The organism is Ruegeria sp. P10, assembly GCF_056534925.1.
Window position 1 is genome coordinate 141,694 of the sequence record NZ_JBQERJ010000003.1, and the last position, 13,989, is coordinate 155,682.

The window sequence follows — 13,989 nt, forward strand, 5'->3', positions numbered from 1 at the left end:
GTTTCACCGCATCCGGCTGACCACCACCGTCACTTCGGGCTTTTTGCCAATTTCCGCTTTGGCTGTCTGCCGCACGATGCGGCGCATTTCATCTTCCAGCTTGTCGTCATCGCGCAGGGTCTTGGCAGCGGCCCGCATCAGGAACTGGTTCAGATCCTCTTCCAGCACTTCGACCAACGCGGCACGGGACGTGCCGGTTTCGGGCAGTCCCATGGTATCGCACCACGGCTCGCCCAGCGGTTCGTCTTCTTCGTCCAAAACCACCGTCACTGTAACATGGCCGTTCAAAGCCATGCGGATACGGTCCCGCACCACGCCGTCAAGGGCACCAATCTTCACGGTGCCGTCCAGATATGTGCGACCGGTTTCAACATAATCAACGACCACAGGCGCATTGCCGCTGAGATCCAGCATGGTGCCGTTCACCGCCAGCACTCCGGTTCTGCCGCCCTGCTCTGCCAGTTTGACATGCTCGCGCAGGTGCCGGTGTTCGCCGTGCATCGGGATCACGAATTGCGGATCAGTCAGTGCGTGCACTTTCTCGAGGTCCGGCCGGTTCGCATGGCCCGAGACATGATAAAGGCCCGAACTGTCATCAACGACATCCACGCCCTTTTCGCTGAGCTGGTTCATGATGAAGATCACGCCCCGTTCGTTCCCGGGAATGGTTTTCGAGGAAAACAGGAACAGATCGCCTTCGGCCAGCTCCAGACCACGGTACTTGCCACGGGCCAGTTGGGCGCTTGCGGCCCGTCGTTCCCCCTGGCTGCCGGTCACGATCAGCATCAGGTTCTGGCGCGGAAGGTCCAGAGCCTCTTCGGCGCTGATCACCTTTGGAAAATCCGCAAGAATACCGGTTTCGGTCGCGGCTTCGATCATCCGACGCATCGCGCGCCCCAGCAGAACGACGGAACGCCCGGCCCGCGCACCTGCTTCGGCCAGCGTTTTGACCCGCGCGACGTTTGACGCAAAGGTGGTCGCCACGACCATACCTTCCGCGCCTTCGACCAGCTTGACAATCTCGGGGCCAACTTCGGATTCTGAACGCCCCGGATGGGTCGAAAACACATTCGTACTGTCACAGACCAGCGCCTTGATGCCGGGCTTGGCAACCTCGGCCCACAGGTCAGGGTCAAAGGCCTCTCCAACGACGGGTGCAGCATCCAGCTTGAAGTCGCCCGAATGCACTACACGCCCTGCGGGTGTGTCGATGACCAGTGCGGCACTTTCGGGAATCGAGTGCGAAACAGGAAGGAAGCCAACCGTGAACGGCCCGACGGACACCTGTTCAGGCCAGGCGGAAACAGTCGTGACCGCCTCGGTCGGGTGCGCGTGTTCTTCCATCTTGCGGCGCGCGATATTGGCCGTGAAGGCGCGCGCATAGACCGGCGCGCCCAAAGCTTCATAACAATGGGCCACGGCACCGACGTGGTCTTCATGGGCGTGCGTGATGAAAACACCATCCAGCCGGTCGGCACGCTCTTTCAGCCAAAAGATATCGGCATGGATAAGGTCAACGCCCGGCGTTGTGTCCATATCAGGAAAAGTGACGCCCAGATCCACAAGGATCAGGCGTTCCTTTCCCGGTTCACCGTAGCCGTACACATAGGCGTTCATGCCAATTTCGCCCGCGCCACCCAGCGGCAGGTAGATCAATCTTTCACTGCTCATACGGAGCCATTATCCTTGTTGTAGCGATGGATCACGGTCAGGCCGTGCATCGTCAGATCATCTTCGATTGCGTCGAACCCCACGTCGGCCTGATCGAACAAGGGGGCCAGCCCTCCGGTTCCAACGACTTTCATCGGCATTCCATACTCGGCCTTGATCCGGGCGATCAGCCCCTCGATCAAACCGGAATATCCCCAATACACGCCCGATTGAATACAACCAACCGTATTTGTACCGATCACCTTCTCGGGACGCGTGATGTCGATATGCGGCAGTGCGGCTGCGCCCTGATGCAAAGCCTCAAGGCTGAGGTTCACACCCGGAGCGATAACGCCCCCCACATAGGCACCGTCCGCGGCGACAACGTCGAAATTTGTTGCGGTACCAAAGTCCACGACAACCACATTGCCACCATGGCGGTCAAAAGCGCCCACGGCATTGGCCAGTCGATCCGGGCCGGGCACCGTTCCTTCATCCACACGCGGCGGGACAGGCAACAGGCAATCGGGCTTGCCCACAACCAATGGTCTGCAACCAAAAAAGCGATCGGCAAAGATGCGCAGGTTGAACACGACACGTGGCACGGTCGAGGCAATGATGACATCCGAGATATTCGCCTCGATCCCATAATGTTTCACCAGCGTCGAATACCAGGTGAAATACGCGTCTGCCGTGCGCGCATGGTGGGTCGAGGTGCGCAGGGTGCACAGAAATTCTTCACCGTCCCAGATCGAGAAGACGGTATTGGTATTGCCGCAATCGATGGCCAGAAGCATCCGCGCCCCTCTCAGAAATAGACATCCGCCGCAGGAATGCTCACGCGGCCTTTGGCGGTGTTTAAGACAAGGTTACCACTTGCGTCCACCGTTTCGAAGGTACCAACCGTTTCTGACGTACCGGTCCGCGCGGTGATGACCTCGCCCAACCGGGCCGCGCGGGACAGCCAGGCAGTGCGGATCGGTTCGAACCCATAGGTGACGAATTGGGTTTCATACCCGGCATAGGCCGCGGCCAGTTCGGTCAGAAAATCCTCGGGCGAGACATGTGCCCCGGTTTCCGAAAGAAGTGAGACGGGACGAACCGCGCCGGGCTCTACCGCGTCCGCATCCGGGGCATTGGCCAGATTCACTCCGATGCCGATGGACAGATGCGCCACGCCATGCCCCTGCCCCGTGCTTTCCAGCAGGATACCGGCAAGCTTGCCGCCGTTCAGCAGCACGTCATTGGGCCATTTCAGCGACAGTCCGGCAGCCCGCCCGGTAACGGCGACACACGCGTCAAAAAGGGCCAGCGCCGCCACGAAACTGCGCAAAGCCGCCTGTTCCGGCGCGCCCTGAGGACGCATCAGCAAGGTCGCCGCCAGGTTGCCCATCGGGTTGGCCCAGCTTCGTCCGCGCCGCCCGCGCGCCGCCGTCTGGTGATGCGCCATGATCCAGACGGGACCACGCGCATTCGGAGCAATCCGCGCCGCTTCATTCAGCGTGCTGTCGACTTCCTGCACCTCGTGCAGGCCATAGCCTTGGGGCCATTTTGTCATATCAAAAAGGCCCGGTCGCGCGACCGAGCCCCTCTTTCCGGATGTGTGAAACGATCAATTGACAAGCGTGGCCGCCGCGGCAGCTGCCGCGCCCTCGACGCCGAACTGATAGAAGATGCCGACCAGCATTAGGGCCGCAGACCCCATCAATGCCACCCACAGAACAGGGGTCGACCGGGTTTCGATCGGCTCTTCGTTCTCGGCCCCGAAATACATGTAGAACACGATCCGCAGGTAATAGAAGGCACCGATGACCGAAGCGATGGCCGAGACGACGACCAGACCGGTCAGACCCGCACTGACGCCCGCCTGCCAGACGCCGAATTTCGCAAAGAAACCAAGCATCGGAGGCACGCCCGCCAGGCTGAACATCAGGATCAGCACCGCCAGCGCCTTGCCCGGATCACGCTTGGAGTATTGCCGCAGAGCGTCAATGTCAGTGATGGGTTTGCCGTCACGTTCCATCATCAGAATGAAGGCGAAGGTGCCGATATTCATGGTCACGTAGATGGCCAGATACATGAGCATGGCCTTGATACCCAGCTCGGTACCAGCGGCCAGGCCAATCAGCGCATAGCCCATATGGGCAATCGACGAAAACGCCATCAGTCGCTTGATGTCGCGCTGCCCGATCGCGGCCACGGCCCCCAGCAACATCGACAGCACGGACAGCAGGACAATCACTTGCTGCCAGTCTTTGACAATGCCGCCGAACGCGTCATGCAACAGGCGCGCGAACAACGCCATCGCCGCAACCTTGGGCGCCGTGGCAAAGAAAGCCGTGATCGGTGTCGGAGACCCCTCGTAAACGTCCGGCGTCCACATATGGAACGGTACGGCCGAGACCTTGAAGGCCAGACCTGAGATCAGGAAGATCAGGCCAAACAGCAGCCCCAACGAAACATCGCCATGGTGAACTGTCTGGATGATGCCCGAGAACAACGTGGTGCCGGTGAAGCCATAGACCAGCGACGCGCCATAAAGCAGCAGACCCGAGCTCAGCGCACCCAGCACAAAATACTTCAGACCTGCCTCGGTCGATTTCGCGCTGTCACGACGCAGAGCGGCCACGACATAGAGCGACAGCGATTGCAGCTCGAGCCCCATGTAAAGCGACATCAGATCGCCTGCGCTGACCATCATCATCATCCCCACGGCGGCCAGTGCCACCAGCAAAGGATATTCAAAACGCAGCAGATCGCGGCGCGCCATGTATTCCTGGCTCATGACCAGTACTGCACCCGCCGACAAAAGGATAGCAACCTTGGCAAAGCGGGCAAAGCCGTCATCGACGAACATGCCGTTGAAGGCCACGTTTGTACCCCCGCCCTGAGTTGCAATCCAGATTGCCAGAAGGGCCATAAGACCTGCCGTGGTCCAGACCAGCAAAGGCGCCAGTCCGTCCTTTGTCGTGTAGACAGCCCCCAGCAGCGCCGCCATCGCATAAAGCGCCAGAACGATTTCCGGCAGGATGATTGTCAGATCAGCCTGGATCATGTCTCCAAAGCTCCCTTAATGCGAAGCGGCTGTCTGGGTCGCAGCCTCAGCCGCGGCCAGAGCCGTGTCATAGTTCGAAATCAGAGCCGCTGTGGATTGCCCGATTACATCGGTCACCAGCGACGGGTAGACACCCAGCAGGATGGTCATCACGATCAGCGGGGCGAAGATCAATCGCTCGCGCGAGCTCATGTCGGTCATCGCCTTAAGGCTTTCCTTGATCAGATCGCCAAACACGACCCGGCGGTAGAGCCACAGCGCATAAGCCGCCGAGAAGATCACACCGGTCGCTGCCACCGCCGTTACCCAGGTGTTGACCTGGAACGCGCCCATCAGGGTCAGGAATTCACCGATGAAGCCACTGGTGCCCGGCAGGCCCACATTGGCCATGGTAAACAACATGAAGACCAGCGCGTAGGCTGGCATCCGGATCACCAGACCGCCATAAGCCTCGATATCGCGGGTGTGCATCCGGTCATAGATCACGCCAACGCACAGGAACAGCGCGGCCGAGATGAACCCGTGGCTGAGCATCTGGAAGATCGCGCCATCGATGCCCTGCTGGTTTGCCGCGAAAATACCCATGGTCACAAAGCCCATATGCGCGACCGAGGAATAGGCGATCAGTTTCTTCATATCCTCCTGCACCAGCGCCACCAAAGAGGTATAGACAACCGCGATGGCAGACATCCACAGCACCAGATCGGTCATCACGGCCGAACCCACCGGGAACATCGGCAGGCTGAACCGCAGGAAGCCATAGCCGCCCATCTTCAGAAGGATCGCGGCCAGTACGACCGATCCCGCCGTGGGCGCCTGAACGTGGGCGTCCGGCAACCAGGTATGCACCGGCCACATCGGCATTTTCACCGCGAACGAGGCAAAGAAGGCCAGGAACATCAGGGTCTGCATGCCACCGACAACATAGATGCCCAACACGCTGAAGCCCTCGGACGAGAACTGGTGCGTCATCAGCGAGGCAATGTCCGTGGTGCCCGCATCCGCATACATTGCAACCATGGCGACCAGCATCAAGACCGAGCCGAGGAAGGTGTAGAGGAAGAACTTGAAGCTGGCGTAGATCCGATCCTTGCCGCCCCATATCCCGATGATCAGGAACATCGGAATAAGACCCGCTTCGAAGAACAGGTAGAACAGTACCAGATCAAGCGCCATGAAGACGCCCAGCATCAGCGTTTCCAGCAGCAGGAAGGCAACCATGTATTCCTTGACACGGTCCGTGACATTCCAGCTGGCCAGAATGGTCAGCGGCATGATGAAGGTCGTCAGCAGAACGAACAGGACACTGATGCCATCAACACCCATCTTGTATTTGAGGCCCATCAGCCACTCACCCTCTTCCACCATCTGGAAACCGGGGTTCGACGGGTCAAAGCCTGTATAGATGCCGATGGAAACCAGGAAGGTCACAGTGGTGGCCAGCAGAGCAATCCACTTGGCGTTCCGCTGTGCCGCCGCATCGTCACCTTGCAGGAACAAGGCAAGAATGCCTGCGGCGATGGCGGGGATAAACGTGACGATCGAAAGGATATAATCCATTACTGGGCCCCTCCGCCGATCGACATCCAGGTGACAAGGGCCGCGATGCCCAGCACCATCCAGAAGGCATAGGTAAAGATGTACCCGGTCTGCGCCTTGCCGGCGAGGCGGGTGAAGAAGGGAACAACGCCCATTGCTACTCCGTTCAGGAAGCCATCGATTGTATTGCCGTCACCGCGTTTCCACAGGAAGCGGCCAAGCGCCACAGTGGGTTTTACGAAGACCGCATCGTAGATTTCGTCGAAATACCACTTGTTCAGAAGGAACAGGTACAGCGGACGCTGATTTGCAGCCAGACGTGCCGGCAGCGACGTATTCACGATGTAGAACCAATAGGCCACGACAAAGCCAAGCAACATGGCGACGAAGGGTGAAACCTTGACCCATTTCGGAGCCGCATGCGCATCGTCCAGAACATGGTTGTCCGGCGCCATGTAAAGCGCGCCCTCGCCGGGCTGGCCCGCAAAGACATAGTGATGATCGCCACCCTTTGCATCCTTCTCACCATGACCTTCATCGGCATGACTGTCAGCCGCGTGGCTTTCATCCGCATGGCTGTCTTCACCGTGCGAAGCATCCGCCGCCGCATGATCACCGGCCTCGGCATGTTCTGACGCTTCGGCAACCGGAATACCGTAGAACTTGCCGACCTTGTCCGCATGGCCAAAGAAATTGCCATACCAGATCATCCCGGCAAACACCGCACCCAGCGACAGAACGCCAAGCGGCACCAGCATGGTCATCGGGCTTTCATGTGCGTGGTCATGCGTATGCTTGTCGCCACGCGGTTTGCCATAGAAGGTCAGGAAAATCAGACGCCAGCTATAGAACGAGGTGAACATCGCCGCGATCACCAGCATCCAGAAGGCGTAGCCGGTTCCGCCCGCATAGGCGCTTTCGATGATCGCGTCTTTAGACAGGAACCCGGCAAAACCGATTGTGGTAAGCGGAATGCCGACACCCGTGATGGCCAGCGTTCCGATCATCATCGCCCAGAAGGTGTAAGGGATCTTTTTGCGCAGACCGCCATATTCCGTCATCTCCTGCTCGTGATGCATGGCGTGGATCACGGACCCCGCACCGAGGAACAGCAGCGCCTTGAAGAAAGCGTGCGTGAACAGGTGGAACATCGCCGCCGAATACATGCCGACGCCCGCGGCCACGAACATGTATCCCAGCTGGGAACAGGTCGAATACGCAATGACGCGCTTGATGTCGGTCTGTACCAGACCCACGGTCGCCGCGAAGAACGCTGTCGAGGCCCCAAGGAAAGTGATGAACCCGGTCGCACCCGGCGCGAACTCCATCAGCGGCGACATGCGGCAGACAAGGAACACGCCCGCTGTCACCATGGTGGCCGCGTGGATCAGGGCCGACACCGGCGTCGGGCCTTCCATCGCGTCCGGCAACCAGGTGTGCAGGATCAGCTGCGCGGATTTACCCATCGCACCGATGAACAGCAGAACACAGATCACCTCGACCGCGGTCCATTCGCCCCACAGGAAATGTAGCTTTTCTTCTGCAAGCGCGGGTGCCGATGCGAAAATGTCCGAAAAGTTGATGCTGTCGGTCAGGAAGAACAGCGCGAAGATGCCCAGAGCAAAGCCAAAATCGCCCACACGGTTGACGATGAACGCTTTCATCGCCGCAGCATTTGCCGACGGCTTGCGATAGTAGAAGCCGATCAGCAGATACGAGGCAACACCCACGCCTTCCCAGCCAAAGAACATCTGCACAAGGTTGTCCGCCGTCACCAGCATCAGCATCGCGAAGGTAAAGAAGGACAGATAGGCAAAGAAACGCGGCTTATAGCTTTCGCCTTCGCGCCATTGCGGGTCGTGATCCATGTAGCCAAAGCTGTAGAGATGCACGAGCGCCGAAACCGTGGTGACCACGATCAGCATGATGGCGGTCAGCCGGTCCAGACGGATGGCCCACGAGGTCGAGAGCGACCCGCTTTCGATCCAGCGCATGATCTCGATCTGTTGTGTGAGCCCGTCGAACGAGAAGAACACGAGCCATGACAGCAGACAAGCCAGAAACAGCAGGCCCGTGGCCGTCCACATGGCGGCCTTCTCGCCAATGAATCTCCAGCCAAACCCGCAGAGCAGCGCGCCCACCAGCGGGGCAAAGAGGATGGTGGTTTCCATGTTCTCTTACCCCTTCATCATATTGACGTCTTCAACCGCGATGGTGCCGCGGTTGCGGAAGAAGCAGACCAGAATGGCCAGACCAATCGCCGCCTCGGCCGCCGCAACGGTCAGCACGAACAGCGTGAACACCTGCCCGACCAGATCGCCAAGGAAGCTGGAAAACGCCACGAGGTTGATATTCACCGCCAGCAGCATCAGCTCGATGCTCATCAGCAGGATGATGACGTTCTTGCGGTTCAGGAAGAGACCGAAGATGCCGATGACGAACAGCGTCGCCGCGACCGTAAGATAGTGTTCAAGTCCGATCATCGTCTTAGAGTCCCTCGAATTTCTCTTTCCCGTTGCGAAGCTCGGGAAACGCCATTGCACAGGCGCAGTTTTCTTTCGATTCAATGTAGTCGTCGATCTGGAATGCCTTTCGCTCAAAGGCTTTTGTTGCCGAAGTCCACGAATAACTTGTTTCAGCAGATGCTAGTACTTGGACAACTTCATTTGCTTCATCGACGCGATCCAAATGAGTACCGTCGAAGTCCCGTTCAAGATTCGCTACGACGCGCATCGTTTGACCGCTTTCACAAGCCGCAAACAAAACAAACTCAGTATGTGTGCATCCCAATTCGTCGGTGCAGATAGAGCCAATCTCAGAGTAAGAGACAACGCCGTTGCCAACGATTCTGTGGTTCGTCTCGAACACGTGATGCGACATAATCGGAAGAGCTTCGCAAGCTTCGATACCCGCTGCGAAAACAGTCGCGGGGAAAAAAGCGAAACTTAGCCCAGATATCACGGCTTTGAACCTCACAACCCCTGCCCCGGTTTCACGTCCTTCAATTCCATCGCCTTGGCCGGATCGCGCATCATCTGGCCGACGATGTCCTGACGCTTGATATCCTGACGGTGGCGCAGCGTCAAAACGATGGCGCCGATCATAGCCACCAGCAGGATCAGGCCCGCAAGTTGGAACAGAAGAAAGTACTGATCGTAAAGGATGACACCCAGCGCCTCGGTGTTGTGGCGGTCAGTCGGGACCGGCTGCGCCAGATTTTCGGCAGCACCCTGCGCGCTGTCCCAGGCGCCGAAAGCCATGACAAATTGCATCAGGATGACCAGACCGATCAGCAGGGCCAGCGGCATATAGCGCGCCATCTCGGCCTTTAGCTCGGCAAAGTCCACATCCAACATCATCACAACGAAGAGGAAAAGCACAGCGACCGCGCCCACGTAGACGATGATCAACAGCATCGCCACGAACTCGGCCCCCAGCAGCACGAACAGCCCCGCCGCAGACAGGAAGGACAGGATCAGCCACAGCACCGAGTGCACTGGCTGACGGCTGATCACCGTGAACAGCCCGCCGGTGATGGCGCTGATGGCAAACAGGTAGAAGGCAAAGACGGTCATTGATCCTCATCCTCGTTGTTGCCCATGACCTCTTGCGCCAGATCCAGCGCGCGGGTCATGGCCGGGATGCCGGCAAAGACCGACATCTGACCGATCGTTTCCACGATCTCTTGTTTCTTGGCACCCGCCTCCAAAGCGTGGCGCACGGTCTGACGCACTGCCGAGTCCGCCTGAGCGCCCTGACAGGTCAGCCCGGCCAGCGTCAGCAGAAGGCGGGTTTTGGCATCCAGCCCGTCTTTGTTGACGGTGTTGCCAAACATCATCTCCATGACCTCTTTCGGCATGGTTGGCCACAGCGCCTCGAACCCCTTGGGCGAGAAGCTTTCCATCGCCGGGTTCATCGCCTTGGCCATGTCCTGAGCCTGCTTCATCATCAGCTCGAACGGATTTGTCGGGCTGTCACTCATCGGTAAGGCGCGTCCAGTTCCAGATTGCGGGCGATCTCGGCTTCCCAGCGTTCGCCGTTGTCCAGCAGTTTCTGCTTGTCATAGAACAGCTCTTCGCGGGTTTCCGTTGCGAATTCGAAATTCGGGCCTTCGACGATGGCATCGACCGGGCAAGCTTCCTGACAGAAGCCGCAATAGATGCACTTGGTCATGTCGATGTCATAGCGCGTGGTGCGGCGGCTGCCGTCCTCGCGCGGTTCAGCGTCGATGGTGATGGCTTGGGCCGGGCAGATCGCCTCGCAGAGTTTGCAGGCGATGCAGCGTTCTTCACCATTCGGATAGCGGCGCAGAGCGTGTTCGCCGCGGAAACGTGGGGACAGAGGCCCCTTTTCGTGCGGATAGTTCACCGTGGCCTTGGGCGCGAAGAAATACTTCAGCCCCAGCTTCATGCCGACCCAGAAGTCTTGCAGAAGGAAGTATTTGGCAGCGCGGGTATAGTCGATTTGGGTCATATCAGCCTCCTACGCTCCAACGGGCAAATGCGCCCCAGAACCAGTCGAATTTCGCCGCAAAGGCCACGAAAACCACCCAAGCCAGCGAGAATGGCAGGAACACTTTCCAGCCCAGCCGCATCAGCTGGTCATAGCGGTAGCGGGGTGTGATCGCCTTGACCATTGCGAAGATGAAGAAGAAGAACGCCATCTTGGCCACCATCCACAGAACGCCGTCCGGCAGGCCAGGGATCGGGGACAGCCAGCCGCCGAAGAACAGCAGAGAGGTCAGCGCGCACATCAGGAAGATGGCGATGTATTCGCCTGCCATGAACAGCAGGAAAGGCGTGGCCGAATATTCGACCTGATAACCGGCGACCAGTTCCGATTCCGCCTCGGGCAAGTCAAACGGTGGTCGGTTGGTTTCGGCCAGGGCCGAGATGAAGAACAGGAACACCATCGGGAAATGCGGCAGCCAGTACCAGCTGAAGAAGCCGAACGAGCCGTCCTGAGCGCGCACGATGTCGCCAAAATTCATCGAGCCGGTCGAAATGATCACACCGATGATGATCAGGCCGATCGAAACCTCGTACGAAATCATCTGCGCGGCCGAGCGCAGCGAGCCCAAGAACGGGTACTTTGAGTTCGACGCCCAACCGCCCATGATCACGCCATAAACCTCGAGCGAGGACACCGCGAATACATAGAGGATCGCGACGTTGATATCCGACAGAACCCAGCCATCGTTGAACGGGATCACCGCCCAAGCGATCATCGCCAGAACGAAGGATGTCAGCGGTGCGAGGATAAAGACCGTCCGGTCGGCGCCCGCAGGAATGACGACCTCTTTCACCACATATTTCAGGGCATCCGCCACCGATTGCAGCAGGCCATAGACGCCCACCACGTTGGGGCCGCGACGCATCTGGACAGCGGCCCAGATCTTGCGGTCCCCGTAAACAAGGAACAACAGTGAAATCATCACAAAGGCAACAACGGCAAGCACTTGCGCCAGAATGATGATGGCTATTCCGCCTGGGGTGTTAAAGAATTCAGCCATTGGTCCTCACACCGTGGGTATTCCGTTTTCCGCGCGCGATGCAAAGGCCAGAAGCCTGCGCAAACTGCGGCTGGGTCGGCGCGTTGGTGTAAACAGCATCTGCCGCCATTGCGCCACCCTTAATATTCGGTTTCACACGCAAATCAGGCGCGGCCAACTGCCGCCCGGCACCGGATGCGCCGATCTGCGATATGAAAATGGTCTGGGTCATTCCGCCGCGATCTTCTCGGATTTGCGGGCCTGCGCCTGTGCCGAAAGCTCGGCCATCAACTGTGAAACCCGTGCGATCGGGTTGGTCAGATAGAAGTCCTTGATCGCATAGCGGAAAGTTGCGTTGCCCAGAGTACCGGCGTCGAGAACTTTCACTTCGTTCTCAATCACTTCGTCGATGCGGGCCAGATGCGGAACCGCCTCGATCAAGGCCGTGCGCAACTGTGCCAGAGAGTCGTAGGGCAGTGTTGCACCCAGTTCGGCCGACAAGGCGCGCAGGATGGCCCAGTTTTCCTTCGCCTCACCCGGCGCAAAACCGGCCCGCATCGCCAGTTGAGGGCGACCTTCGGTGTTTACGAACACGCCGTTTTCCTCGGTATAGGCCGCGCCTGGCAGGATCACATCGGCGCGGTGTGCACCCCGGTCACCATGGCTGCCCTGATAGATCACAAAGGCGCCTTCGCCGATCTCGACCTCATCCGCACCAAGGTTGTAGATCACGTCGGCGGCGCTGATCGCGTCCATTCCGCCTTCGTTCGTGGCACCCACATCCATCGCACCAACGCGCGATGCCGCAGTGTGCAAAACGATCAGACCACTTTCTGTATTAGCCGCGATGGCTTGCGCAGCAGCCAGCACGGCGGCGCCGTCCGCTTCCTGCAAAGCGCCCTGACCGATGATGACCAACGACCGTTTTCCCTTGATCTCATCATCTCCGCCCATGTCGACAACTTTTTGCAGCGCTGTTCGATCATCGCCAACATGCTGATACTCATATGTCAGATCGACCGCAGGACCGACCAAAGCGACTTCGGCCCCATGCGCCCACGCCTTGCGGATGCGCGCGTTCAGGACAGGCGCTTCGTCACGTGGGTTGGTACCGATCAGCAGGATACGTTCCGCTGTGTCGATATCTTCAATCGCGGCGGTGCCAGCGTAAGCGCCACGATTGCCCGCCGGAAGCTTTGCGCCATCGGTACGGCATTCGACAACACCACCCTGCCCTTCGATCATCTGTTTCAGCGCAAACGCCGCCTCGACCGGAGCCAGATCGCCCACGATACCGGCGGGTTTCTCGGCGCCTTTCAGCGCCTCTGCTGCCTTGGTCAGCGCCTCGGACCATGAGGCCGGGCGCAGCTTGCCGTTTTTACGGACATAGGGCTTGTCCAAACGCTGACGGCGCAGGCCATCCCAGACAAAGCGGGTCTTGTCGCTGATCCATTCCTCGTTCACGCCGTCATGATTGCGCGGCAGGAAACGCATGACTTCACGGCCTTTGGTATCGACGCGTATGTTCGATCCCAACGCATCCATCACATCGATGCTTTCGGTTTTGGTCAATTCCCACGGACGTGCAGTAAAGGCGTAGGGCTTGGAGGTCAGCGCCCCGACAGGGCACAGATCGATGATGTTGCCCTGCAAATTCGAATCCAGCGTCTGGTTCAGATACGAGGTGATCTCGGCATCCTCACCGCGCCCGGTCTGACCCATCTGAGTTATCCCGGCAACTTCGGTGGTGAAGCGCACGCAGCGCGTGCAGCTGATGCAGCGGGTCATTGCGGTGCCAACCAGCGGGCCAAGATCCAGATCATCGACCGCCCGCTTTGCTTCCTTGAAACGGGATCCGGACATGCCATAGGCCATCGCCTGATCCTGAAGGTCGCATTCGCCACCCTGATCACAGATCGGGCAATCCAGCGGATGGTTGATCAGCAGGAACTCCATCACGCCTTCGCGGGCCTTTTTGACCATGGGCGAGTTCGTCTTGACCACCGGGGGTTGACCTTCAGGCCCCGGACGCAGGTCACGCACCTGCATCGCGCAGGAGGCCGCAGGTTTCGGCGGCCCGCCGACGACCTCGACCAGGCACATCCGGCAATTGCCAGCAATCGACAGACGCTCGTGATAACAAAAGCGCGGCACTTCGACCCCGGCTTGTTCACAAGCCTGGATCAGGGTCATCGCGCCATCGACTTCGATTTCCTGTCCGTCGATATTGATCTTGCGGAGGTCAGACATGGCT

General features: G+C 59.0%; 14 protein-coding genes. All 14 read right to left on the reverse strand.

Annotated elements, in window-relative coordinates; translation table 11 throughout:
* Positions 1–3 precede the first annotated feature (3 nt).
* The 14 genes from ACR0FB_RS06580 to nuoG are packed head-to-tail and all read right to left on the reverse strand — an operon-like array spanning position 4 to position 13,985.
* The gene (locus ACR0FB_RS06580) at positions 4–1,671 is read right to left on the reverse strand and encodes a ribonuclease J (protein WP_171631175.1); all 1,668 of its coding nucleotides are present in this window, start codon (positions 1,669–1,671) and stop codon (positions 4–6) included.
* Positions 1,668–2,447, reverse strand: a complete 780-nt coding sequence (locus ACR0FB_RS06585; RefSeq protein WP_171631173.1) for a type III pantothenate kinase — start codon at positions 2,445–2,447, stop codon at positions 1,668–1,670. Before ACR0FB_RS06585 ends, ACR0FB_RS06580 begins: the two co-directional genes overlap by 4 nt.
* An 11-nt stretch (positions 2,448–2,458) precedes the next feature.
* A complete protein-coding gene (locus ACR0FB_RS06590) occupies positions 2,459–3,208 on the reverse strand; it encodes a biotin--[acetyl-CoA-carboxylase] ligase (protein WP_480619815.1) in 750 nt (249 codons plus the stop codon).
* 54 nt (positions 3,209–3,262) lie between these two features.
* Positions 3,263–4,705 carry an NADH-quinone oxidoreductase subunit NuoN gene (nuoN, locus tag ACR0FB_RS06595; protein WP_480488050.1) on the reverse strand — a complete coding sequence of 481 codons (1,443 nt, stop codon included), beginning with the start codon at positions 4,703–4,705 and terminating at the stop codon, positions 3,263–3,265.
* 15 nt (positions 4,706–4,720) lie between these two features.
* Entirely contained in the window at positions 4,721–6,265 is a 1,545-nt protein-coding gene (locus tag ACR0FB_RS06600) for an NADH-quinone oxidoreductase subunit M (protein WP_480619817.1), read from the reverse strand.
* Entirely contained in the window at positions 6,265–8,415 is a 2,151-nt protein-coding gene (gene nuoL, locus ACR0FB_RS06605; RefSeq protein WP_171722963.1) for an NADH-quinone oxidoreductase subunit L, read from the reverse strand. The genes ACR0FB_RS06600 and nuoL overlap by 1 nt, the downstream gene beginning before the upstream one ends.
* 6 nt (positions 8,416–8,421) lie before the next feature.
* A complete protein-coding gene (gene nuoK, locus ACR0FB_RS06610) occupies positions 8,422–8,727 on the reverse strand; it encodes an NADH-quinone oxidoreductase subunit NuoK (protein WP_005984024.1) in 306 nt (101 codons plus the stop codon).
* 4 nt (positions 8,728–8,731) lie between these two features.
* A complete protein-coding gene (locus ACR0FB_RS06615) occupies positions 8,732–9,220 on the reverse strand; it encodes a hypothetical protein (protein ID WP_480619819.1) in 489 nt (162 codons plus the stop codon).
* On the reverse strand, positions 9,217–9,819 hold the full coding sequence (locus ACR0FB_RS06620; RefSeq protein WP_171722961.1) for an NADH-quinone oxidoreductase subunit J: 603 nt from the start codon (positions 9,817–9,819) through the stop codon (positions 9,217–9,219). The genes ACR0FB_RS06615 and ACR0FB_RS06620 overlap by 4 nt, the downstream gene beginning before the upstream one ends.
* Entirely contained in the window at positions 9,816–10,226 is a 411-nt protein-coding gene (locus tag ACR0FB_RS06625; RefSeq protein ID WP_480619821.1) for a carboxymuconolactone decarboxylase family protein, read from the reverse strand. The genes ACR0FB_RS06620 and ACR0FB_RS06625 overlap by 4 nt, the downstream gene beginning before the upstream one ends.
* Positions 10,223–10,717 (reverse strand): NADH-quinone oxidoreductase subunit NuoI, encoded by a 495-nt coding sequence (gene nuoI, locus ACR0FB_RS06630; RefSeq protein ID WP_152458580.1) that lies wholly within the window; start codon positions 10,715–10,717, stop codon positions 10,223–10,225. The genes ACR0FB_RS06625 and nuoI overlap by 4 nt, the downstream gene beginning before the upstream one ends.
* A gap of 1 nt (position 10,718) precedes the next feature.
* Positions 10,719–11,756 carry an NADH-quinone oxidoreductase subunit NuoH gene (gene nuoH, locus ACR0FB_RS06635; protein WP_152458581.1) on the reverse strand — a complete coding sequence of 346 codons (1,038 nt, stop codon included), beginning with the start codon at positions 11,754–11,756 and terminating at the stop codon, positions 10,719–10,721.
* Positions 11,749–11,967, reverse strand: coding sequence for a hypothetical protein (locus ACR0FB_RS06640; protein ID WP_171631160.1), 219 nt, complete (start codon positions 11,965–11,967; stop codon positions 11,749–11,751). Before ACR0FB_RS06640 ends, nuoH begins: the two co-directional genes overlap by 8 nt.
* Positions 11,964–13,985 carry an NADH-quinone oxidoreductase subunit NuoG gene (gene nuoG, locus ACR0FB_RS06645; protein WP_480619823.1) on the reverse strand — a complete coding sequence of 674 codons (2,022 nt, stop codon included), beginning with the start codon at positions 13,983–13,985 and terminating at the stop codon, positions 11,964–11,966. The genes ACR0FB_RS06640 and nuoG overlap by 4 nt, the downstream gene beginning before the upstream one ends.
* Between the last annotated feature and the right edge of the window lie 4 nt (positions 13,986–13,989).